The 21,946-nt window shown below is 72.6% G+C and carries 23 protein-coding genes; 8 read left to right on the top strand and 15 right to left on the bottom strand.

The annotated features are described in order from the left end of the window. Positions 1-17 precede the first annotated feature (17 nt). Complete coding sequence (locus tag C1701_RS19595) at positions 18-512, bottom strand: GNAT family N-acetyltransferase (RefSeq protein WP_026419945.1); 495 nt, start codon at positions 510-512, stop codon at positions 18-20. Between the two features lie 22 nt (positions 513-534). Continuing rightward, on the bottom strand, positions 535-1,389 hold the full coding sequence (locus C1701_RS19590) for a S1 family peptidase (RefSeq protein ID WP_026419944.1): 855 nt from the start codon (positions 1,387-1,389) through the stop codon (positions 535-537). Positions 1,390-1,572: 183 nt separating this feature from the next. Between C1701_RS19590 and C1701_RS19585 the strand changes: the two genes are divergently transcribed. Further along, positions 1,573-2,226: a LysE family translocator gene (locus C1701_RS19585; protein ID WP_026419943.1), complete on the top strand. Its 654-nt coding sequence runs from the start codon at positions 1,573-1,575 to the stop codon at positions 2,224-2,226. Between the two features lie 19 nt (positions 2,227-2,245). Here the strand turns inward: C1701_RS19585 and C1701_RS19580 are convergent, their stop codons facing one another. From C1701_RS19580 to C1701_RS19570, 3 genes are all read right to left on the bottom strand, one after another. Beyond that, the gene (locus C1701_RS19580; RefSeq protein ID WP_051314213.1) at positions 2,246-3,106 is read right to left on the bottom strand and encodes a S1 family peptidase; all 861 of its coding nucleotides are present in this window, start codon (positions 3,104-3,106) and stop codon (positions 2,246-2,248) included. 192 nt (positions 3,107-3,298) lie between these two features. Continuing rightward, positions 3,299-4,411: a M48 family metallopeptidase gene (locus C1701_RS19575; RefSeq protein ID WP_103056407.1), complete on the bottom strand. Its 1,113-nt coding sequence runs from the start codon at positions 4,409-4,411 to the stop codon at positions 3,299-3,301. Between the two features lie 280 nt (positions 4,412-4,691). Further along, positions 4,692-5,132, bottom strand: a complete 441-nt coding sequence (locus C1701_RS19570; protein ID WP_103056406.1) for an SRPBCC family protein — start codon at positions 5,130-5,132, stop codon at positions 4,692-4,694. Between the two features lie 312 nt (positions 5,133-5,444). On the opposite strand from C1701_RS19570, the gene C1701_RS19565 reads away from it, so the two are divergent. The 3 genes from C1701_RS19565 to C1701_RS19555 all read left to right on the top strand — a co-directional run bounded on the left by C1701_RS19565 (position 5,445) and on the right by C1701_RS19555 (position 8,749). Further along, positions 5,445-5,978 carry a YbhB/YbcL family Raf kinase inhibitor-like protein gene (locus tag C1701_RS19565; RefSeq protein WP_026419940.1) on the top strand — a complete coding sequence of 178 codons (534 nt, stop codon included), beginning with the start codon at positions 5,445-5,447 and terminating at the stop codon, positions 5,976-5,978. Between the two features lie 177 nt (positions 5,979-6,155). Further along, positions 6,156-7,313 (top strand): VanZ family protein, encoded by a 1,158-nt coding sequence (locus C1701_RS19560; protein WP_051314212.1) that lies wholly within the window; start codon positions 6,156-6,158, stop codon positions 7,311-7,313. 47 nt (positions 7,314-7,360) lie between these two features. Further along, complete coding sequence (locus C1701_RS19555) at positions 7,361-8,749, top strand: mycothione reductase (protein WP_103056405.1); 1,389 nt, start codon at positions 7,361-7,363, stop codon at positions 8,747-8,749. Between the two features lie 27 nt (positions 8,750-8,776). Here C1701_RS19555 and map read toward each other — a convergent pair whose 3' ends face one another. Then, positions 8,777-9,634 carry a type I methionyl aminopeptidase gene (gene map, locus C1701_RS19550; protein WP_026419937.1) on the bottom strand — a complete coding sequence of 286 codons (858 nt, stop codon included), beginning with the start codon at positions 9,632-9,634 and terminating at the stop codon, positions 8,777-8,779. Between the two features lie 10 nt (positions 9,635-9,644). After that, positions 9,645-10,034 (bottom strand): DUF3054 domain-containing protein, encoded by a 390-nt coding sequence (locus tag C1701_RS19545; protein WP_026419936.1) that lies wholly within the window; start codon positions 10,032-10,034, stop codon positions 9,645-9,647. 799 nt (positions 10,035-10,833) lie between these two features. On the opposite strand from C1701_RS19545, the gene C1701_RS27695 reads away from it, so the two are divergent. From C1701_RS27695 to C1701_RS19530, 3 genes are read left to right on the top strand one after another with little or no spacing between them, the layout of a single operon-like run. Next, positions 10,834-11,061, top strand: a complete 228-nt coding sequence (locus tag C1701_RS27695) for a DUF3263 domain-containing protein (RefSeq protein ID WP_162182550.1) — start codon at positions 10,834-10,836, stop codon at positions 11,059-11,061. Continuing rightward, positions 11,048-11,323, top strand: a complete 276-nt coding sequence (locus C1701_RS19535; RefSeq protein WP_155886222.1) for a hypothetical protein — start codon at positions 11,048-11,050, stop codon at positions 11,321-11,323. The genes C1701_RS27695 and C1701_RS19535 overlap by 14 nt, the downstream gene beginning before the upstream one ends. Positions 11,324-11,328: 5 nt before the next feature. After that, a complete protein-coding gene (locus tag C1701_RS19530; protein WP_155886221.1) occupies positions 11,329-11,535 on the top strand; it encodes a hypothetical protein in 207 nt (68 codons plus the stop codon). 17 nt (positions 11,536-11,552) lie between these two features. Here C1701_RS19530 and C1701_RS19525 read toward each other — a convergent pair whose 3' ends face one another. The 5 genes from C1701_RS19525 to dxr form a co-directional block, all read right to left on the bottom strand. After that, positions 11,553-13,445 carry a penicillin-binding transpeptidase domain-containing protein gene (locus C1701_RS19525; protein WP_245588903.1) on the bottom strand — a complete coding sequence of 631 codons (1,893 nt, stop codon included), beginning with the start codon at positions 13,443-13,445 and terminating at the stop codon, positions 11,553-11,555. A gap of 126 nt (positions 13,446-13,571) precedes the next feature. Next, positions 13,572-14,408: a GNAT family N-acetyltransferase gene (locus C1701_RS19520; protein WP_026419933.1), complete on the bottom strand. Its 837-nt coding sequence runs from the start codon at positions 14,406-14,408 to the stop codon at positions 13,572-13,574. 128 nt (positions 14,409-14,536) lie between these two features. Further along, a complete protein-coding gene (gene ispG, locus C1701_RS19515) occupies positions 14,537-15,694 on the bottom strand; it encodes a flavodoxin-dependent (E)-4-hydroxy-3-methylbut-2-enyl-diphosphate synthase (protein ID WP_026419932.1) in 1,158 nt (385 codons plus the stop codon). A 188-nt stretch (positions 15,695-15,882) separates the two neighbouring features. Next, positions 15,883-17,094 carry a M50 family metallopeptidase gene (locus tag C1701_RS19510; RefSeq protein ID WP_081715608.1) on the bottom strand — a complete coding sequence of 404 codons (1,212 nt, stop codon included), beginning with the start codon at positions 17,092-17,094 and terminating at the stop codon, positions 15,883-15,885. Positions 17,095-17,106: 12 nt separating this feature from the next. Beyond that, the gene (dxr, locus tag C1701_RS19505; RefSeq protein ID WP_337661832.1) at positions 17,107-18,402 is read right to left on the bottom strand and encodes a 1-deoxy-D-xylulose-5-phosphate reductoisomerase; all 1,296 of its coding nucleotides are present in this window, start codon (positions 18,400-18,402) and stop codon (positions 17,107-17,109) included. A 243-nt stretch (positions 18,403-18,645) separates the two neighbouring features. On the opposite strand from dxr, the gene C1701_RS19500 reads away from it, so the two are divergent. After that, a complete protein-coding gene (locus tag C1701_RS19500; RefSeq protein WP_103056403.1) occupies positions 18,646-18,912 on the top strand; it encodes a GlsB/YeaQ/YmgE family stress response membrane protein in 267 nt (88 codons plus the stop codon). Between the two features lie 23 nt (positions 18,913-18,935). Here C1701_RS19500 and C1701_RS19495 read toward each other — a convergent pair whose 3' ends face one another. From C1701_RS19495 to C1701_RS19485, 3 genes are read right to left on the bottom strand one after another with little or no spacing between them, the layout of a single operon-like run. After that, positions 18,936-19,766, bottom strand: coding sequence for an ABC transporter permease (locus C1701_RS19495; protein WP_337661831.1), 831 nt, complete (start codon positions 19,764-19,766; stop codon positions 18,936-18,938). Continuing rightward, positions 19,763-20,716, bottom strand: coding sequence for an ABC transporter permease (locus tag C1701_RS19490; RefSeq protein ID WP_245588902.1), 954 nt, complete (start codon positions 20,714-20,716; stop codon positions 19,763-19,765). Before C1701_RS19490 ends, C1701_RS19495 begins: the two co-directional genes overlap by 4 nt. Before the next feature lie 8 nt (positions 20,717-20,724). Then, positions 20,725-21,885 (bottom strand): polyamine ABC transporter substrate-binding protein, encoded by a 1,161-nt coding sequence (locus tag C1701_RS19485; protein WP_030104879.1) that lies wholly within the window; start codon positions 21,883-21,885, stop codon positions 20,725-20,727. Between the last annotated feature and the right edge of the window lie 61 nt (positions 21,886-21,946).

The raw sequence follows: 21,946 nt of genomic DNA, 5'->3' as shown, positions 1-21,946 counted from the left end.
GTCCGTTCGCGGTCGCCCTAGCCGGGGACGCCGGTCCGGGTGGACGCGGCGGGTCGGCGCATCGGGACGTGCGGGATGCCGTCCTCCAGGTACTCCGGACCGCACTGCGCGTAGCCGAACGCGGCGTAGAAGCCCTTCGCCCGTGTCTGGGCGTCCAGGACGGTGTCGCGGTCCCCGACCTCCGCCAGCGCGGCGGTCATCAGCCGGCGGCCCTGCCCGGTGCCTCGGGCCGAGAGCGCGGTGCAGACCCGGCCGACGCGCACCGATCCGTCCGCCTCCTCCAGCAGGCGGAGGCAGGCCAGCGGGGTGTCGTCGCCCGGTTCGGTGCTCCACAGGTGGCGGGTGGTGGGGGCGAGGTCGCGGCCGTCCAGTTCCGGGTACGGGCACTCCTGTTCGACGACGAACACCCGCACCCGGAGCTGGAGGAGCTGGTAGAGCTGGTTCGGGGTCAGCTGGTCACCGCGTGCGACGTGCTGGACGCGCTCGGGCCGGTGGTCGGTCGTGCTGGGCATGTGCCCTGCATAGCACAGCCGGTCAGCGGCCGAGCTGCGCGAGCAGTTCGTCGCGGTAGGTCAGCACCCGCGTGTACACGCCGGGTTTGCCGGCACGCGCGCACCCGTCCCCGAAGGACACCAGCCCGACCAGGCGGCCGCCGACGACCAGCGGGCCCCCGGAGTCTCCCGCGCACGCGTCCCGGCCGCCCTCGGGGTAGCCGGCGCACACCATCTGCGGGGCGGTGAACTGGGTGTAGGCGCTGGCGCAGTCCGCGTCGGTGACCAGGGGGACGACCACCTCCCGCAGGACGCTCGAACTCGCGCCGTTCTCGCTGGTGCGGCCCCACCCCATGACCGTGGCCTCGGTTCCGGCCCGGTAGTGGGACTGCCCGTCCCGTTCGACCACGGGCAGCGTCCGGTAGGGCAGGGGCTCGCTCAGGGTGAGGACGCCGATGTCCTCACCCTGGGTGAAGGAGACGTACTCGGGGTGTATCCACACCCGGCTGACGGCCACGTCGTGACCGCCTCCGGTGCGCAGGTCGGTGCGCCCGGCCACGACGCGCAGGCTGGCCGGGCTGCGGGTGGTCACCTTTCCCGACCGGGTCTCCGCGACGCAGTGCGCGGCGGTCACGACCTTGTCCTCGGCGACGAGCGCTCCACCGCAGAACTGCTTGCCGGCGTCGTTGAGGAGTGTGACGGCCCACGGGTACTGCTCGGTGGTGGCGTTCGTCCCGCCGACGATGCGGGCCTGGGCGGGTGGGGCGTCCGGTTCGTCGAGCGCGGCCGCCGCGGGGGCGGCCAGTCCCGGAGCGGCGACCAGGGCGAGCACGAGGGACGAGGTGAGGCCCCGCAGCCACGACCTCCCGCGGCGCGACTGGACTGAAGAGCGCAGCACTGCTGCTCCTTTCGTCGGACACCAGTAGGGAACTCAGCGTAGCGAACCGGGCGCTCTCCGCATGTGGTCCGCACAACCACACCCCACGAGCGAGAAATATTGTCGTGTTAGCCTGCAGAAGCACAGGAATTCTTCCTGCAGATGTGCGCTCGATCACCAGATCATTTCATGAGGAGCTGTTCAATGTCTTGGGATGCCTCGGTACTGCCGGCGTTCCTGCTCGCCACCGCCGTCTTCGTCCTCACACCGGGCGTGGACGTCTTCCTCCTGCTGCGAACCTCGGTGCTGGCCGGGACCCGGGCGGGGCTGGCGACCCTCGCGGGCATCCACACGGCCGTCACGCTGCACATCGTGCTGGTGGTGTCGGGGGTCGGGCTGCTGGTGGCGCGCAACGACACGGCGCTGACCGCCCTCCGGTGGCTGGGTGCCGGCTACCTCGCCTACCTGGCGGTGTCGATCCTCCTCGGGCTGGTCCGCCGACGGACGAACCCGCCCGGTGCCGAGGGTGACCGGACGCCGGAGGGCACTCCCCCACCGGCGACCCAGACCAGCCGCCCCTACCTCCGCGGGCTGTTGACCAACCTGACCAACCCGAAGATGCTGCTGTTCACCCTCGCCCTCCTGCCCCAGTTCATGGGCTCGGCGCAGAACTCGACCCTCCAGCTCGCGGTCCTCGGCGTCGTGCTGCTGGCGGTGGCGGTGGTCCTGGAACTGTGCATCGTGCTGGCGGCGGGACTGCTCTCCGAACGGTTGCGCCGACCCCGGGTCACCGCCGGCCTCGACGCCGTCTGCGCCGGCGTCTTCATGGTCCTCTCGGTCGGCCTGGTCGTGGGCTGACCCGCCCGGGACGCCCCGTTCAGGCGCCGGGCGTCCCCGCCACCGCCCGGCTCCAGTCGTCCACGCCCTCGAGGGTGTCGCGGTGGTGGGACAGCCGGGTGTGCACGCCGGGATCCTCGGAGGCGCACCCTGCCGAGAACGAGGCGAGGCCCACCAGCAGGCCTTCGGCGACCAGCGGGGCCCCCGAATCGCCCTGGCAGAAGCCGGCCCGGCCCGCCGCGTCCTCCGCGCAGACCATCCGGTCGCCGTCCACCTCGGGATGGCTCCTCGCGCAGTCCTCGGCCGACAGCGTCGTCACCACGACCCGGCGCAGCGGCCCGCCCGGCAGGCCGCCCTCCTCCTCCGCCCCCCACCCCACGACCTCCGCGGCGGTGCCGGGGCGGTACGGGTCGGTGTCCGACGGACCGGCCACCGCGATCGTGGCCCGGTCGACGGGGGTGGCCAGTCGCAGCAGCCCGACGTCGTCGCCCCGCACCGCCGTGGTGAACTCGGGGTGCACCCACAGCCCGTCGACCGGCAGGCTCTGGCCCTCGGCGCCACCGCTGTCCGTCCGACCGACCACGACCCGCACCCGGTCGGCGCTCGCGCCGAGCAGGCAGTGGGCGGCGGTGACGACCCGGTCCGCCGCCACGAGCGCCCCGGCGCAGAACACCACGCCGTTGCGGGTGGTCAGGTGGACGGCCCAGGGGTAGTCGTCGACCGGCACGGGCTCACCGCCCACGACGTTGGTCCGGGAACCGGCCGTCCGGGGTTCGGACGCCGTCCGGTCCACCCGCACCGGCGCCGCCGCCGCGAGGACCCCGGAGAGCACGATCCCGGCCAGGACCAGCCCGGCGACCCTCCTGGCGCGGCCTCGTCGGCCTCCTCCGTACCCACGCATCGGTTGCCCCTTCCGACCCCGCTCCCGGGTCCAGGCAACCCCGGCGGGGTGGGGCGGACAAGTGGGGACCACCGAGATCATCCGGGCAGGTGATCCACGTGCCCGGATCAGCCGCGCCGCGTCCCACGGACCGTGACCACCAACGCCCCGCCGTTCTGCCGGCCGGGTTCGGGGTGCTCGGTCGGCGGGCCGTCAGGAAGTCTCGGAACCCGGGCCCCGCGTGCCCTCGGTCCCCGCCGACGGGTCCGCCGGCTCGTCCCCGCTACGCCCCCCACCCGCCGGGGATCCCCCGAAACGCTCCCAGAACCTGCTCGCCGCGCCGCTCACCGCGCCGCCGACCTCGTTGGCCAGCCGGGCGAGCGGATCGGCCGACCGGGCCAGCGACTCGGTGTAGGAGCGGGCGCCCTTCCTGATGTCCGACCGCCAGTCCGCGGCCGGGTCGTCGGTCTCCCGGCGGGGGTAGTCCCCGGACAGGATCGACCGGTACTCCTCCCCAGCGGCCCACCGCTGGAGCTCGGCCGCGCGGACCACGGCCAGCGGGTGGGTGCGCATCTCCAACTGGCGCAGCTTCAACAGGCTGTCCCACAACGACTCCACCCCGTCGTAGTCCCGGGCCTGCCGGAGGAACTCGGCGGTGTCGATCCGGTCCGGATCGGTGGCACCCGCCATGATCATGTGAGCGCGCAGCGCGGCGCCCGCGTCCTGCGCGCAGAGCAGACCCGCCCGGTCGCAGGACAGTTCCGACCTGCGGTACCAGTCGGCCAACGCGAAGAGCACCGCGCGGATCCCCCAGTAACCGACGGGCATCCAGCCCATCCCGGCCATGATGGACTGGAGCCGGTTCATCAACGTCCGGTACACCGCGTGCCCGGACAGCGCGTGCCCCATCTCGTGCCCGATGACGAAGCGCAGCTCCCGGGTGTCCATCACCTCGACCAGCCCGGTGGTGAGCACGATGAAGGGCCGGTCCATGCCCACGCACTCCGCGCTCGGCCTCGGGTCGCGGGCGACGAAGACCTCCGGGACCTCCGGGAGGTCGAGAGTGGACGCGCACTCCAGCCGCAACGCCTGGAGTTCCGGGAACTGCGACTCGGAGACCCTGATGTGGGAGGCGAGCGAGAGCAGCCGTTCGCTGCGTTCCCCGGTCATACCGTTCACCGCGCGCAGCACGGCGGCGAAGGGGGGCACCGCCCGCAGGGTGGCCAGCGCGCCGCGGTCAGCGGGATGTTCGTAGGCACGCGGGCTGATCCCGGGGAAACGGACGCGGTGCGCGCGGTCGCCGTGGTCGATCTCGTCGGTGGGCATCGTCGGGTCCCCTCAAGCCGTGGTCCGGTGCCCCCACGCTAACCGCCCGCGCGGCCGCTCGAGCCCGATTCGGGGGCTCCGGTGGGGACCGAGGCCCGCCGCGAACGCGCGGGGGCCGGTCAGCGCGGCCGCTCCACCGCGCCGGGCTCCCGGGATCTCCCGCCGCCCCACCCGGCGCCCCCACGGACGGCCGAGCGCAGGGGTTCGCTCCCCGGCCACGACCGTCCGCCTGGTCCTGCCGCGCTCGGGCCGGCGCGCTTCCCGCCAGCCCGGGCCGGGTTCAGGACAACGAGCCCGCGACGTTGTCCAGCAGCCGCTGGTGGATCTTCCGGAGGCCGAGGGGAGCGAAGATGCGCTCGAAGAACCCCTTGACGCCACCGGCGCCCTCCCAGGTCGTCACACCGGTCACCCGGCTGCGGTCGTCACCGAGGTCGACGACCGTCCACGTGGTCACCAGGGAGGAGTTCTCGTCCGACTCCACCAGCTGGGTCTCACGCGGGGTGGAGACGTTCATGACGCAGTCCCGCACCCTGCTCTTCGTCGCCTGGAGCTTCCACCGGACCCGGGTCCCCTCGCCCCGGCCGCCGCCGAGCACCTCGTACTCGGTGTAGTTCTCGGTGAGCACCCTGCTGCGCGAGTCCTCGTAGTCCGCCATCGCCGCGAAGACCTGGGTGGCCGGCCTGTCGAACTCGCGGCTCACCTCCGCCTTGACCTGTCCCATGACCTCGACCGTGCCCCTCGTCGTGCCCGGGCACCGGAGCCGGACCGGCGCCGCCTGATCACCATCCTGTCACCGCCCCCCACCGGTTCACCACCGGGGGACGGGGCCGCACCGCGGTGGCGCGGCGTCCAGGACGTCGATCGCCGCTCGCGGGCGAAGCGGGCGAACTCGCCCGAACAGCCCACCGGTTCCACCCTGACTACAGTCGTTTGTGGACCCGCCACCCCGCGCCGCGCCCTCCCGGGCCCCGTGGAGCCCGGACCCCTCGGCGCGGTGGTGGTGACACCGGACAACGAGGAAGGACCACCTGACATGGGCCTGGACCGCCCCGTCGCACCCGACCCCTACCGCCTGCTGCCCGAGGTCGGCTCGTTCACCGTCACCAGCTCCGACATCCGGCACGGCGAGACCCTGCCCGACGCGCAGGTCGCCGCGCACGGCGACACCTCTCCCCAGCTCAGCTGGCGGGGTTTCCCGGAGGCGACGCGGAGCTTCGTCGTGACCTGCTTCGACCCGGACGCCCCGACGCCCTCCGGGTTCTGGCACTGGGGGGTGGTGAACCTGCCCGTCGACGTCACCGACCTCCCGACCGGCGCGGGCGCGTCCGACGACACCCTGCCCGCCGGTGCCTTCCACGTGCGCAACGACCTCGGTGGCCACGGTTTCACCGGCGCCGCGCCGCCGCCCGGCGACCACCCGCACCGCTACTACTTCGTGGTGCACGCGGTCGACGTCCCCCGGTTGGAGGTCGACGGTGAGGCAAGTCTCGCCGTGGTGTCCTTCAACCTCGCGTTCCACACACTGGCCAGGGCCGAGCTGACCGCCACCTACGCCACCAGCGGTTGACCACCAGTTCCCCAGCACACCCCCTCCGCGCACCCGAGGTGCGGGCGGGCCGGTGTCCCGGCAGGGGTTCGGTCACCGCCTAACCTGGTGGCCGAGCCCACCGCACCCGGACAGCCGCGCGGCCCTGGTCGTGGTCTCGAACGACGACGAACGAGCGAACAGCGGTGGGGGCCGGACGTGGGCGAGCTCGGGGTGCGGGTGCTGCCGGGCGTGATGGCGGCCAGCGTCGCCCTCACCGTGGCGATCGTCCTGTTCGTCCCCTACGTGGCCCGCCAGTACCGCCGTCGAGGCCGGTTGGGAGTCGGGCACGCCGCCCTCGCGTTCGCGTTCCTGGTGTACGTGCTCGCGCTGGTCGCCTACGTCCTGGTCCCGATGCCGCCGTTGGTACCCGACTTCTGCTCCTACCACGGCGGCCAGCGACCACAGCTCGAGGCCCTGGGGAGTCTGCGTGGCCTGCCCGGCGTCCACGCCACGGGTGGTCTCCGCGCCGTGGTCATGGACGCCGACTTCCAGCAGTTCGCGATGAACATCGCGCTGTTCGTGCCCCTGGGGATGTTCCTGCGCCACATGTTCCGACGAGGGGTGGTCGCCACCCTGGCCATCGGCGTGGCGACGACGCTGTTCGTGGAGTTCACCCAGCTCACCGGGAACTGGTTCGTCTACCCGTGCCCCTACCGGCTGTTCGACGTGGACGACCTCATCGCCAACACGGTGGGAACCGGGGTGGGAGTGGTGCTGGCACCCCTGCTGCGACTGGTCCCCGGGCAGCGGGCCGTGCCGGACCCGGGAGCGCCACGACCGGTCACCGCCGGCCGCCGTCTGCTGGGCATGCTCTGCGACCTCCTCCTGATGTGGCTGGGCGGCAACCTGGCGCTGCTGCCCGTCGAGTGGGCGCTGCGCACCGCCGCGCCGCTCGCCGACTCCGGCTGGATGGTCCTGCTCCCGGCGTTGACGCCGTGGTCGTTGCCCGCGCTGGTGGTGCTCCTGGTCCTGCTGGCCACCGGCGGCACCCCGGGGCAGCACGTCGTCATGCTGCGCTTCCACCGCGTCGGCCGGCGGCGCCCGGGGGCCGGCCGGCTGCTCGTCGCCTGGCTCGTCGGGCTGGGCGGTCTCGGCGTCCTGGCCGCGGCGGCGCTGGCCGGATGGGCGCCGGGCGCGCCGCTGGCCCTCGGGCTCGCCGCCCTGCACGTCGTGGCGTTGGTCCTGGTTCCCGGTGGCCGTGGAATGACCGGGCTGCTCAGCGGGTTGCACACTGTCGACTCCCGCCCGGCTCGGCCGGCCGGGCGCGCGGAGACCCCGGAGGCCCACGTCACCGGCCCTGGGGGCTCCACCTGATGGCGCGGTCACCCGACCCGCCCGGACGACGAGCACGGGGAACACGGATGCGGACATTCGACCTGATCATCGTGGGCAGCGGCTCCGGGAACTCGCTGCTGGACGAACGCTTCGCGGACTGGGACGTGGCGATCGTCGAGCGCGGCGTCTTCGGTGGCACCTGCCTCAACGTGGGCTGCATCCCCACCAAGATGTTCGTCCACACCGCGGACCTGGCCGCCACGCCCGCCGACTCGGCCCGGTTCGGGGTGGACGCCACCCTGCGGGGCGTGCGGTGGCGGGACGTGCGGGACCGGATCTTCGACCGCATCGACCCGATCGCGGCCGGCGGCCGCCAGTACCGGGCGGAAGGCAGCCCCAACGTCACGCTCCACCAGGGAACGGCGGCCTTCGCCGGGGAACGGGCCCTGCGCGTCGATCCGGGCGACGGGGGGCCGTCGACGCTGATCCAGGCCGACCAGATCGTGCTCGCCACGGGCAGCCGGCCCTTCGTGCCGGCGGTTCCCGGCCTGGCGGAGGCGGGCTTCCACACCAGCGACACGGTCATGCGGCTCGACGAGCTGCCCGCCCGGATGGTCATCCTCGGCGGGGGTTTCGTCGCCGCCGAGTTCGCCCACGTGTTCTCGTCCTTCGGGGTGGAGGTCACGGTGGTCAACCGGGGAGACGCCCTGCTCAGGGCGGAGGACGGCGACGTGTCCCGCCGCTTCACCGAGCTCGCCTCCCAGCGCTGGGACGTGCGGCTGGGCCGGACCGCGCTGCGGGCGACCCGGTCGGGCGGGGTCACCAGCCTGGTCCTGTGGGGGCCGGACGGTGAGGAGACCGTGGAGGCGGAGGAGGTCCTGGTCGCGACGGGCCGCGTGCCCAACAGCGACCTGTTGGAGCCGGGGGCCGCCGGGCTCGACCTCACCCCGGACGGCAGGGTGCGGGTCGACGAGTACCAGCGGACCTCACTGCCCGGTGTCTGGGCGCTGGGTGACCTCAGCTCGCCGTTCCAGCTCAAGCACGTCGCCAACCACGAGACCCGCGTGGTCCGGCACAACCTGCTGTGCCCGGACGACCTGATGGCCAGCGATCACCGGCACGTGCCGCACGCCGTCTTCTCCTCCCCGCAGGTCGCCTCGGTGGGGCTGACCGAGGAGGAGGCCAGGGCGCGGGGCGTCCGGCACGTGACGGCGGTCCAGGACTACGGCGACGTGGCCTACGGGTGGGCGTTGGAGGACTCCACGGGGTTCTGCAAGCTGGTGGCCGACCCCGAGACGGGGGCACTGCTCGGGGCCCACCTGATCGGGCCGGAGGCTGCGACCCTCATCCAGCCGTTGATCCAGGCCATCAGCTTCGGCCTGCCCGCCACCGAGCTGCCCCGGCGGCAGTACTGGATCCACCCGGCGTTGCCGGAACTCGTGGAGAACGCGCTGCTCAAACTCCCCCTGGCCTGACCGGGCTGCCGCCGTCGGGGCCCGGCCTCACGGGACGGTGAGGATCTCGGCCCCGTCGGCGGTCACCAGCAGGGTGTGCTCGAACTGGGCGGTCCACTTCTTGTCCCGGGTGGTGACCGTCCAGTCGTCGTCCCAGATGTCGTACTCGATCGTGCCGAGGTTGATCATCGGCTCGATCGTGAAGGTCATGCCCTCCTCGATCACGGTCTCCACCGAGGGGTCGTCGTAGTGCAGGATGACCAGGCCGCTGTGGAAGGACCGCCCGATGCCGTGCCCGGTGAAGTCCCGGACCACGCCGTACCCGAAGCGGTTGGCGTAGGACTCGATCACCCGGCCGATGACGTTGAGCTGGCGTCCCGGGCGCACCGCGCGGATGGCTCGCGCCAGCGCCTCGTGGGTGCGCTCCACCAGCAGCCGGGCCTCCTCGCTGACGTCGCCGGCGAGGAAGGTCGCGTTGGTGTCGCCGTGCACACCGTTGAGGTACGCGGTGACGTCGACGTTGACGATGTCACCGTCCTCGATGACGGTGGAGTCGGGGATGCCGTGGCACACGACCTCGTTCAGCGAGGTGCAGCACGACTTGGGGAAGCCCCGGTACCCCAGCGTCGACGGGTAGGCCCCGTGATCGCACAGGAACTCGTGCACGACGCGGTCGATCTCGTCGGTGGTCACTCCCGGCGCCACCGTGCGGCCGGCCAGCTCACGCGCCTGCGCGGCGAGTTTGCCCGCCAGGCGCATCCGCTCGACGACCTCGGCTGGCTGGACCCAGGGGTCGGTGTTGCGGGCCGGCGACGGTCGGTCGACGTACTCCGGGCGTTCGATCGAGCGGGGGACCGATCGGCGGGGCGAGATGCTCCCAGGTCGCAGGGGTGCGCGTTCTGGCATGACGACAACCCTACGCAGCCCGCGCCGAGGCGCGCGCGGACACCCACCAGGCGACCAGGCGCCAGCCCACCAGGCAGGCTGCGAGGAAACCGGCCGCCACCAGCGCGAACGACAGCGGCGGCCAGTGCAGGACGAGGGCGCGGATCGCCAGGCCGCCCACCAGCGTGGCCAACCACACCCCCAGCCCGTGGAGCGGTCGCGTCGGGGCCCGCCACGCCCGGACCAGCAGCCACCCCAGGAGCAGCCCGACGAGGAAGGGCCACGCGGTGTCCAGGACGCCCACGATCCCCCCTCCCCGCTCGTGTTCACGGCGCCCCAGCGCGGCGAACACGACGACGAGGGTCACGTCGAGGGCGGCGGCACCGAGGACGAGCCGCGGCCGGGGACTGTCTGCTGGCATACGGGCAGGGTAGGCCGGGGGTTCCGGTGGGAGCGGCGGGGTGGCTGGTGGTGAGCCCGGTGCCGTGTGCCCGGAGACCGCTGCTCCCCCGGCCCTCCCCGAGGCCGCCGCGCCGGCGGGAGCTCCCCCGTCCCGAACCCCTCGCCCGCGACCGGTCCCCCCGGCCGACCGGACGTCGGGGCGGCTCCCCACGTCGAGGCGTCGGCCACGGCCGCCCGCCGGCCCTCCTCCTCGACCGCCACTCGCGGCTCCCACCCGACGAGCGCGCGGTCGCCCCGGTGCGGACCCGGTGCCGGCCACCGACGTGCGACGGCGGCCGGAGCGCTTCGCGCCCCCGACGCCGGCGTCCGTGGGAGTGGACCGGGTCCACCGTCCGGCGTCCCGCGGTCCCCGGTCGTGCCGGACTGCCGGCGTCCACCGCCCGAGGTGGGCCTCACCCGTGACGACGACGCGGCGGGCCGCGCCAGTGGACCGGCGACGACAGGGCGGGCCGCGCCAGTGGACCGGCGGTGGTCACCGTGGTCCGGGGTGCCTGGGCGGAGGCCGGGACCGAGCGGGAGGGGCGGGCTCGCGAAGTGGGCGGCCCACCACCCGGCGGCGACATCCTGGCTGGCCGCGCCGCCCCCGCCGCCGCCCCCTCCGGCCGGTGTGGACCGAGGTGCCCGCGAAGCCAGGCGGGGACCGGTCCGCCGCTGGTGACGCGCCGCCAGGGCATGCCGAGATCGTCATACTCCCGGGTAGGCTGGTGATCGTGACTACCGCCTGGCCTCCTGACGATCCTGAGGAACAGGTGGCAGCCGTGCGGTTCGCGACATCCTGGTGGCGGTACCCGGGTTCACTCGAGCAGGCCGCCCGCGAGCGGTACGGCGTCACCGGCGCCCGGTTCTGGCAGGGCATCAACAGCCTGATCACCGAGCGGCACGTGATGGCGGCGTTGCCCAACGAGTGCAACCGACTGCTCCGGTTACGGGACCGCCGCCGGGTGGCGCGAACCCGGCGGCGAGGGGGATACCGTGACTGTGGTTGAACCATCCGGGCGGCGCCGTTTCGGCGCGTGGGCACTGGTGCGGGACCCGGAGAACCTGGCGCCTGGCACCCGGGTGCGGGTGCACTACAACCGGGGTCTGCTCTCGGCGACGGTGCTCGTGGGGGACCTGATCGCCTGCGGCGAGGACATGATCCGGCTGAGCGGTTCCCACCTGTGCGACCTGATCGCGCCCCGGGTCGACGGTGACCAACCCGCGATGGTGGAGCGCTGGTCCTACCCGGACGAGGCTCCGGCACAGTAGTGCCCATGTTGATCGGCCTGAAGTCCGGTTGCCCGAACTGCCACGGCACCGGGATGGATCCCCTGGACGCCACGAGCCTCTGCCCCACCTGCCGGGGGTTGAGCGAGGAGGTGGAGGGACGCCTGTCGACGGGTTCCTCCCCCGTTCCCCTTCCACTGGTGGTCGAGCGGGCGAGGAACCACCGGCACTCCCCCTGGCGGCGCTGGACGTGAGACGCTCCCGCCGGGGGTCAGCCGAGGGAGCCCAGGAAGTCGCCCGCCAGCTTGGTGGCCGGGGCCGAGCTGCCGCCGTCGACCACGAGTGCGGCGAAGGCGATGTCCCCCTGGTAGCCGACGAACCACCCGTGGGACCGGGAGCCGTCCCCGAACTGGGCGGTGCCCGTCTTCCCGTGCACCTCGGGCAGCCCCGCGAGCTCGGTGGCGGTGCCCTCGGTCACCACCTCCCGCATCATCGGTCGCAACGCGTCGATCACCTGGGCTGAGGGCGCCTCGACGGGGCCCGCCGAGGACGGGCCGTCCGGCTCGGCGCTCGTTCCCCCCGCCGCCGCACCGGCCGCATCCGAGGGTTCCCGGTCGTCCTCGGCGAGGAAGACCGGGGTGGGGGTCGTGCCAGCGGCGACCGTCGCGGCGACGAGAGCCATCCCGAAGGGGCTCGCCAGGACGGTGCCCTGCCCGAAACCGGCCTCCACCCGCTCGGCGGAGCTGTCGGTGACCGGGACCGGCCCCGTCCAGGTGGCGAGACCGGGGATGACGAACTCCCGCCCGAGGCCGAACTGGCGGGCGGTCTCGGCCAGTTCGTCCGGCTCCATGTCGGAGGCGAGGGTGGCGAACGTGGTGTTGCAGGAACGCGCGAAGGCCGTGTGGAAGGGCACGTCCCCGAGGTCGAAGCGGTCGTTGTTCGGCACGAGTCGACCGTCGATGGCGGTGGTGGCCGGGCAGGCGACGGTCCGGTCCGCGGTCACCTGCCCGGAGGCGAGCGCGGCGGCGGCGGTGACGATCTTGAAGGTGGAGCCCGGCGGGTACTGGCCGACGAGCGCGACCGGGCCCTCGGCGTCGGCCGCCGCGTTCTGCGCGACCGCGAGCACGTGACCGGTGGACGCCTCGACGGCCACCAGCATGGCCTGCTCGTCGAAGGGCTCGACGGCGTCCTCGGCCGCCGCCTGGGCGGCACGGGACAGGGTGAGCCGGGTGGCCTCCGCCGGGCGGGGCTGCTCGTGGTGCAGGGTGTTCACCTCGGCGCCGGTCGCGTCGAGGCTGACCACGCGCCACCCGGCCCGCTCGACGTTGGCCTCCTCGACGCCGCGGCGCAGCGACGGCAGGATCTGCGAACCGAAGTCCCGGGTGACCGGGAGCAGGCGCGGTTGGTTGGTGAAGCGCACTCCGGGGAGCTCGTGGATGTCGGACCGGACGGAGTGGTAGTCGGGCTCACGCAGGGTGGCGACCAGGTAGGAGTGGCCGTCCTCGGTGTCGGACACCCCTTCCAGCACCGAGTCCGGGGTGATGCGGTCGTCGAAGCGGTTGAGCGTGTCGCCCAGCACCGTGGCGACCTCGGTGACGTCGCCCTCCTGCTCCTCGGTGGCCGCCGGGTCCAGCAGGACCGAGATGACCACGCCGGGATCGAGGACGACGTGCCCGTCACGGTCCAGGACGGGTGGCAACGGGGCGGCCTCGGTCCGGACGGCGAGCGTCTGCTGCTCCCCGAAGTCGGGGTGGATGACCGAGGGCGCCCACTCGAGCCGCCAGTCCCCCTCGATCTCGCGCAACCGGGCCGTGCCGTGGTAGTTCCAGGTGCGGTCCCCCGCCAGTTCCCAGGTGATGTCGAGATCCGCGTGCGTGGACCCGTCGGTCTCCCGCACCTCGATCACCTCGGCGCTGGCTCCCTCGGGTGCCAGCGCGCGGTCGACGCTCTCCAGCGTGGGCAGGGCGCCGTCCGGGCTGTCGGTCAGGGCCGCGGCCCGTTCCGGCTCACGGGCGCCCATCGCGGCCACGAAGTCCGCCAGGGCCTGTTCCGGGCCGGGGCCCGAGTCGAACACCCCACATCCGCTGAGCGTCAGGGACAGCGCACCAGCGAGCAGCACGGTTCCGGCTCGGCGTCCCGGCCGGGAGGAAACGACGACCACCACGACTGGAGTATGCCCACATTCGTGTCCCCTGGCACAGGGCCCGACCGCCTCGAGTCGTGTTTCCGCTGTTCGAAGGCCGGAAACTCTTGGGCCACTGTGGAGCGATCAGGACCGCTCACGAGGGGGTCACAGCAGGACGGTGGCGAACCGGCCCACCTCGGAGAAGCCGACCTTCCGGTAGACCGCGCGGGCCGGGAGGTTGTAGTCGTTGACGTAGAGGCTGGCGATGCGGCCCATCCACCCGGAGAGGCGGTCGACGACGGCCGCGGTGCCGGCGGCGGCGAGACCCCGGTTGCGGTGTTCCGGGTGCACCCACACCCCCTGGATCTGGCCGACCCTGGCGGAGAGCGCGCCGACCTCGGCCTTGAAGACGACCTCGCCTCCCTCGAAGCGGGCGAACGCGCGGCCGTTGACGATGAGTTCGGCGACCCTCGCCCGGTAGCTGGCCCCGCCGTCCTCGCCCTGGGGGTCGATGCCGACCTCCTCGGTGAACATGGCGACGGCGGCCGGCAGGTAGCGCTCCAGGTCGTCGAGGCGCACCTGGCGGACCAGCGGGTCCGGGGCGACCGAGGGCGGTGCGGACATCGCCAGCAACGGCTGGTTGGGCCGCACGTCACGTGCCGGCCCCCACCCGGGTTCCAGCTGCTGCCACATCTCCAACACCTGGTCGGCGGGGCCGACCAGTGACGAGCAGTGCCGGGGTTGGCTGAGGGCTCGTTCCGCGAAGGCGCGGCTGGCGGCCCTCCCGCCCCGCAGCGGGATGAGGTTCACCCCGGAGAAGCAGAGCCCACCGAGTCGGCTCCCGACACCCCACAGTTCCCCGCCGAGCCGCCAGGGGTCCAAGCCCACGCTCTCCACCCTGGCGGCGACCATACAGCTCACGACAGGATCAGCGACCAACGCTGATCGGACCGCCAAACCCTCACGCTCCGTGAGCAACCTTGCACCCGCGAGCTTCAGCACGGTCCCAGAGTGCCAGAAAGCACCGGAAGGGTGGGTAGGCGCGTCGAGGGCGTCGGGATCGACACCTGAGTGGACCGACCACGGGCCCCTTCGCGGCCCGGGGCACCGCGCCCGACGAGCCGAGGGGATCAGCTCACGGTGACCGTCGGTTCGCCCACGAGCGTGCTGGGGTCACCGTCCATCTCCTCGGCGATGCGCATCGCCTCCTCGATGAGGGTCTCCACGATCTTGTGCTCGGGAACGGTCTTGATGACCTTGCCCTTGACGAAGATCTGCCCCTTGCCGTTGCCCGAGGCGACGCCGAGGTCGGCTTCCCTGGCCTCACCGGGGCCGTTGACCACGCAGCCCATCACCGCCACTCGCAGCGGGACCTCCAGGCCGTCGAGACCGGCGGTGACCTCGTCGGCCAGCTTGTAGACGTCGACCTGGGCACGGCCGCACGACGGGCAGGAGACGATCTCCAGCTTCCTGGGCCGCAGGTTCAGCGACTGGAGGATCTGCGTGCCGACCTTGATCTCCTCGACCGGCGGCGCGGACAGCGAGACCCGGATGGTGTCCCCGATGCCCTGCCGCAGCAGCGCGCCGAAGGCGACCGCGGACTTGATGGTGCCCTGGAAGGCGGGGCCCGCCTCCGTGACGCCCAGGTGCAGGGGGTAGTCGCAGGACTCGGCCAGCAGTTCGTAGGCCCGGACCATCACGACGGGGTCGTTGTGCTTGACCGAGATCTTGATGTCGTGGAAGTCGTGCTCGGCGAACAGGCCGGCCTCCCACAGCGCCGACTCCACCAGCGCTTCCGGGGTGGCCTTGCCGTGCTTGGCGAGCAGGCGGGGGTCGAGCGACCCGGCGTTGACGCCGATGCGGATCGGGGTCCCGTGGTCCCGGGCCGCCTGGGCGATCTCCTTGACCTTGTCGTCGAACTTCTTGATGTTGCCGGGGTTCACCCGGACGGCGGCGCAGCCGGCCTCGATGGCGGCAAACACGTACTTGGGCTGGAAGTGGATGTCGGCGATGACCGGGATCTGCGACTTCCTCGCGATCGCCGGCAGGGCGTCGGCGTCGTCCTGGCTGGGGCAGGCCACCCGGACGATGTCGCAGCCCGAGGCCGTGAGTTCGGCGATCTGTTGCAGGGTCGAGTTGATGTCCGCCGTCACGGTCGTCGTCATCGACTGGACCGAGACGGGGTGGTCACTGCCCACGCCGACCGCGCCCACCCGCAGCTGGCGGGTCGTGCGGCGGGGCGCCAGCACCGGCGGCGGGATGGTTGGCATTCCTAGCTCGACGCTCATCGGTCCTCTCCGCGACCAGATGTCCGATGTCGTGGCCCGCGCAAGGGCCGACAGGGTGACAGCCCGACCACCGGGCCGTCACCAGCGTACTAGCAGTCCTTCACCCGGGCCGCCGGGTGGCCGCCCCGGGGGAGGGAGCGTGGCCACGAGGTGAACGCCCTGCTCGCACGCCCCGTGGCCAGGCGGGGCTAACGCAACCGGATCGGGTTAACGATGTCCGCGGTCAGGGTGAGGAGCATGAACGCACCGCCGATGAACACCGCCGCATAGGTGATGGGCAGCAGTTTGGTGTAGTCGACGGGCGCCCCCTTGGCCTTGCCGCGCCACCCCCGAATGGTGTCCCGCGCCTTCTCGTAGAGGTTGACGGCGACGTGACCGCCGTCCAGGGGCAACAGTGGCAGCAGGTTGAACACGCCGATGAAGAGGTTGAGGGTGGCCAGGAGGAACAGGAACAGCTCCCAGTAGCCGCCGGCGACGGCGTCGCCGCCGATGATGCTCGCTCCCACCATGCTGACCGGGGTGTTGGGGTCGCGCTCGGCACCCAGGATGGCGTCGATGACGGCGGGCACGCGGCTGGGCAGTTCGAGCAGGCGTTCCCAGGTGTGCACGAACATCTCACCGGTGAAGGTGAGCGTGCCCGGCAACGCCTGGGCGGCCGTGAAGTGCAGGTAGTTGGGGAAGCTCACACCCAGCGCGTTGGTCTCGACCTTCTCGGCCTCACCGGTCTCCGGGTTCACCATCACCCGTTGCACGGGGACGATCGGGATGGTCAGCTCCTGCTCGGAGCCGTCCCGCAGGACCGTGATGGTCGCGCTGTCCCCGCTCTGCTCGACCAGGGCCGCCTGCACCTCGGTGTAGTTGCCGGTCGCCTCGCCGTTGACCGCGACGATCTCGTCACCAGGCAGCACGCCGGCGTCCCTGGCCGGTGCCGGGTCCTGGCCGGGCGTGCACTCGGCGTACTCGTAGGTCTCCAGGTCCTGGTCCGGCGGGACGCAGGAACTGGCCTCGGCGACGACCGCCCGGCCGCTGATGTTGGGCAGGCCCATCGTCACCGCCATCGTGAGCAGGATCACGAAGGCGAGCATGAAGTGGGTCGCCGAGCCGGCGCACAGCACCACGACGCGCTGCCACACCGGCTTGCGGTTCATCGCCCTGGGCGCGTCCACCGGGTCGACCTCGTCGAGGGAGGTCATGCCCGTGATCCGGCAGTAGCCGCCCACGGGCAGGGCTCGCAGGCCGTACTCGGTCTCGCCCCGCCGGAACGAGAAGATCTTCGGCCCCATGCCGACGAAGTACTCGGTGACCTTCATCCGGAACGCCTTGGCGGCGGCCAGGTGCCCGAGTTCGTGCAACGCGATGGACACCCCGATGCCGATGGCGAACAGGATGACCCCGATCACAAAGGCCACGCGTCAGTCCTTTCCCACCGAGCCCGCAGCGTGGCCCGTCACACCGAGCAGCCGCCGCGACCGGGCCCGCGCCCAGTCCTCGGCTGCGAGAACGTCGTCGACACCGGAGGGGTCCCGACGCCACTCGTCGGCCTCAGCCAGCACCCGCTCCACAGTCTCCAGGATCCGTGTGAATTTCGTGCGACCTTCGAGGAAGGCCTCCACGGCCTCCTCGTTGGCCGCGTTGTACACGGCAGGGACCGACCCGCCCGCGCGCCCGGCGGCCCTGGCCAGCTCCACGGCGGGGAAGCTGAGGTTGTCCACCGGCTCGAAGGTCCACGTGGTCGTGGTGTCGAAGCGGCACGGCGAGGAGACGTCGCGCAGGCGGCGCGGCCAGCCGAGGGCGACGCCGATCGGCAGTCGCATGTCGGGCGGACTGGCCTGGACCAGGGTCGATCCGTCCACGAAGGTGACCATCGAGTGCACGACCGAGGTGCGGTGCACGACGACGTCGATCCGGTCGTAGGGGACGCCGAACAGCAGGTGCGCCTCGATGAGCTCGAGCCCCTTGTTGACCAGCGTGGCGGAGTTCACGGAGATGACCCTGCCCATCGACCAGGTCGGGTGCGCCAGGGCCTCCTCGACGGTCACCGCCTCGAGGTCCTCCCTCGTCCGGGAGTAGAAGGGGCCGCCGGAGGCGGTGAGGACCAGGCGGTCCACCTCGTCGGCCCGGCCGCCCCGCAGGCACTGTGCCAGGGCGGAGTGCTCGGAGTCCACCGGGACGATCTGGCCGGGAGCGGCGGCCGCCAGCACCAGCGGGCCGCCGGCGATCAGGGACTCCTTGTTGGCCAGGGCCAGCGTCGCGCCGGTGGCCAGGGCGGCCAGCGTCGGTTCCAGGCCCCGCGAGCCGGTGACGGCGTTCAGCACGATGTCCGAGGGGGTGGACTCGATCAGGTCCAGCAGGGCGCGGACGCCGGTGTGCACCCGAGGCGGGGCCGTACCGGCCAGGACTCCACGCCGCTCGGCCTCGGCGCGCCAGGCCGCGACCAGGTCTCGCTCGACCCCGACGCGGGGGACGGCGATCGCCTCCACCTGGAAGTCGTGGGCCTGGGCGGCCAGCGCGTCCAGGTTCGCACCGCCCGCCGCGAGCCCGACGACGCGCACGGCGTCCGGGTTCCGCCTGGCCACGTCCAGGGTCTGCGTTCCGACGGACCCGGTGGATCCGAGGAGCAGGACGCGGCGCGCCGATGAGGGGGCCTCGGCGGGCACGGGGCGGGGACCCGGCTCGGCGGCGGTCGAGGTGGGGGACAGCGAGCTCATGGCCCGACATTGTCGCGGAGCCGGCTCGGCCGCCCGCCCCGGGGCGGGGTCGACGGCCACGGAGGGCGACGGGGGAGCGGCCGGCCACCACCCGCCGTTGATAACGGAACGATAACGGACGCATGGCCCTCACCGGACGTGGTTATTCCAGAGTCAGGTCATGAACACCGCCGAAGGACCGTGGAGCTGGGGTTTCTCCCAGCCCCACGCCGCCCGGTGGCGGCGAACTCCTAGGAGGTTTCGATGGGTATTCTCGGTTGGATCGTCCTCGGTCTGCTGGCCGGCCTCATCGCCAAGGCCATCATGCCCGGCCGCGATCCTGGCGGGATCATCATCACTCTCGTACTCGGCGTGATCGGGGCCTTCGTGGGCGGCTTCATCGGCCGCGCGATCTTCGACACCGACCTCGGCTCGTTCTTCGAGATCCGGACATGGCTGTTGGCGATTCTCGGTTCGATCATCCTGCTCGCCATCTACCGCCTGGTCACGGGGCGGCGAGCACACGCCTGACCCGAGTACCAGCGGCGAGCGCGTCACCGGTCGAGGTGGCGCGCTCGCCGTGCGACGACCAGGACGGCCAGCACGAGCAGCACGGTGCTCAGCACCACCATGCTGGTGGACAGCGCGACGATCTCCGGTGAGACACCGCGCCGACTGGCCTGCCCGTAGACCAGGACCGGCAACGGGGTACCTCCCACCCCCGAGAGGTAGCTCGAGGTCACCACGTCGTCGAAGGAGAGCACGAAGGCGAACGCGGCCCCCGCCCCGATCGCCGGCCACAGCACCGGCAGCGTCACGGTGCGCCACCGGGTCAGGGGGCCGGCGCCGAGGTCGGCCGCCGCCTCCTCCAGCCTCGGATCGAGCCCGGCGAGCCTGGCCCGCACCACGATGACGACGAAACTCAGGGAGAACGTGACGTGCGCGGCCAACAGGGCGCCGAACCCCAGCGGGATGCCCGCCAGCTTCACGCAGAAGGCCAGCAGGCTCACCCCGAGCACCACCTCGGGGACCACCAGGGGCATCGCGAGCACCGTCGACCACAGCCCCCGCCCTCGGAACGGCCGACGCAGGGCCCAGGCCGCCAGCGTGCCCAACACCGCGGCCACCACGGCCGTGCTGGCCGCCAACCGGACGGTCAACCACAGGGCGTCCAGCACCTGCCCGTCGGTGAGCAGCTCCGCGTACCAGCGCAGCGAGAACCCGGTGAACGTGCTGACCGAACGGGAGTCGTTGAACGACAGCAGGGCCAGCCACAGGATCGGCGCGTACAGGAAGGCGTAGGCGCCCACCACGGTGGCCAGCAGCACCCAGGGCCGGCGACCCCGGGCCGCACGACGTCCCCGTCCCGCGTGTTCCACGGTCACAGCACCTCCCGCGCCCGTCGGCCGCGCGCCACCCACAACACCGCCACCGCGGCGAGGAGCAGCACCGCCAGCGCCGAGCCGAGCGGCCAGTTGTTCCCACCCCGGAACTGGTCGTCGATGACACTGCCGAACGTCAACTGGTTGACCCCGCCCAGCAGGGCCGGTGTCACGAAGTCGCCCACCGAGGGCACCAGCACCAACAACGACCCGGCCACCACCCCCGGGGCCAGCCCGGGCAGCACCACCCGGACGAAGGTGCCGAGCCGCCCGTGCCCCAGGTCCTGGGACGCCTCCAGCAGCCTCGGGTCGAAACGCCGGCAGACGACGTACAGCGGGAGCACCATGAAGGGCAGGTAGCCGTAGGTCAGCCCCACCACGACGGCGACGTCGGTCAGCAACAGCCCACCCGGCCGGTCCAGCCCCACCAGGCCCAGCACCCGGTTCACCGGCCCGTCCTCGGCCAACAGCGCCTTCCAGGCGTAGATCCGCGCGAGGTGGCTCGCCCAGAACGGCACGAGCACCGCTCCCAACAGCACGAGCCGCCACCTCCCTGCGTGCCGGGCGACGAACCAGGCCAGCGGCAACCCGATCACCAGGCACGCCAGCGTGGCGGACAGGGAGTAGGCGGCGGTGCGCCAGAAGATCGGCAGCACAGCGGGGTCGACGGCGAGCCGGTAGGCGTCGAGCGTCCAGGGGAGCACGACGCGGGCGATGCCGAGGTCCCTGGTCGCGAAGCTGTACTGCGCGACCAGGGCCACCGGGACCACGAAGAACGCGCCCAGCCACAGGCCCGCCGGGGCGAGGGCCGCCCAGCCGGCCAGGGAACGGCCGTGCGCGCGGGCACGTCCTCGCCCCCGGGAGCGGGCTGGTCGGGCCGCGCCACCGGGGCGGCCGGCGCCGCTGGTGGGCTCGGGCCGGGGGCGCCGCGGCCCGCCCGAGGCTCTCGTCACGCCATCCATCAGCCCGTCTTCACCCTCGTCCAGGCGTCCGCGTACCGGCCCTCGACCTCCGGTCCCAGATCGCGGGTGAAGGGGACCCGGGCTAGCGCCTCCGGGGAGGGGTAGATGCGCTCGTCGGCGAGGAGTTCGGCGTCCACGAAAGGGCGCGCGGCCGCGTTCGGACTGCCGTACTGGATGGCGTTGGCCAACCTCCCCCCGACCTCGGGCCGCAGGATGTGGTCGATGAAGCGGTGGGCGTTGGCGGCGTGCGGCGCCGACCGGGGGACGCAGAGGAGATCCACCCAGGACAGGCCGCCCTCCTCGGGGATGACGAAGTCCAGTTCCGGGTTCGTCTCCATCGCCTGGAACACGTCCCCCGACCACGCCTGCGCGAGAGGGGCCTGCCCGGAGGCGAGCGGTTCGATCACGTCCGAGGTGATCTGACCGAGCACGCCCTTCAGGTCGAGCAGGTACTCGACGGCGTCCTCCAACTCCCCGGGGTCGGTCGTGTTGGGGTCGTGACCCGCGCCCAGGAGCCCCAGGGCCATCGCGTCCCTGGCCTCGTCGAGCAGGGCGCTCCGCCCCCGGGCGGCGGCCAGCCGGAACGCGTCCAGCGAGGTGACGTCGGCCCCGCCGAGGGCCTGCCGCGAGAAGGCGAGCCCGGTGGTGCCCCAGGCCCAGGGCACCGAGTACCGGTTGTCCGGGTCGTACTCCGCCTCCCGGAACCGCCGGTCCAGGTTGTCCAGGTTGGGGATCAGGTCGTGGTCGAGCGGGCTCAGGAGGTCGGAGCGGAGGAACCGCCGCAGGAAGTTGTCGCTGGGCACGATCAGGTCGTAGCCGCTGCCTCCGGCGGCGAGTTTCGCCTCCAGCTCGTCGTTGGAGCTGAAGTTGTCGTAGGTGACGGAGATGCCGGTCTCGTCCTCGAAGCCCGGGATGGTGTCCTCGTCGACGTAGTCGGTCCAGTTGAAGAAGTTCAGGACCGGTTCCTCGACCTCGTTGACGGCCCGGGTCGCCCTCGGGTCGGTACGACGTGGCTCGACCGGCTCCGAGATCGCGCAGCCCGCGGCCCCGTGCGCCGCCAACGCGAAGAATGCGGTCGACCGGAGCATCGCGCGTCGGGTGACCGGCCGCTCCCGACCGTCCCACAACCGCGCGATCCGTACCGCGTCCCTGTCCGCCATGTGCGAGTGGTCCTCCCCTCCCCCGGGCAGCGCCAGCTGGCGGGCCGTCCGGGGTGTGTCC

This window comes from Actinoalloteichus sp. AHMU CJ021, from assembly GCF_002895405.1.
Classification (GTDB): domain Bacteria; phylum Actinomycetota; class Actinomycetes; order Mycobacteriales; family Pseudonocardiaceae; genus Actinoalloteichus_B; species Actinoalloteichus_B caeruleus.
Note: the sequence above shows the minus strand (reverse complement) of the source record. Positions and strands in the feature narration are given on the sequence as shown.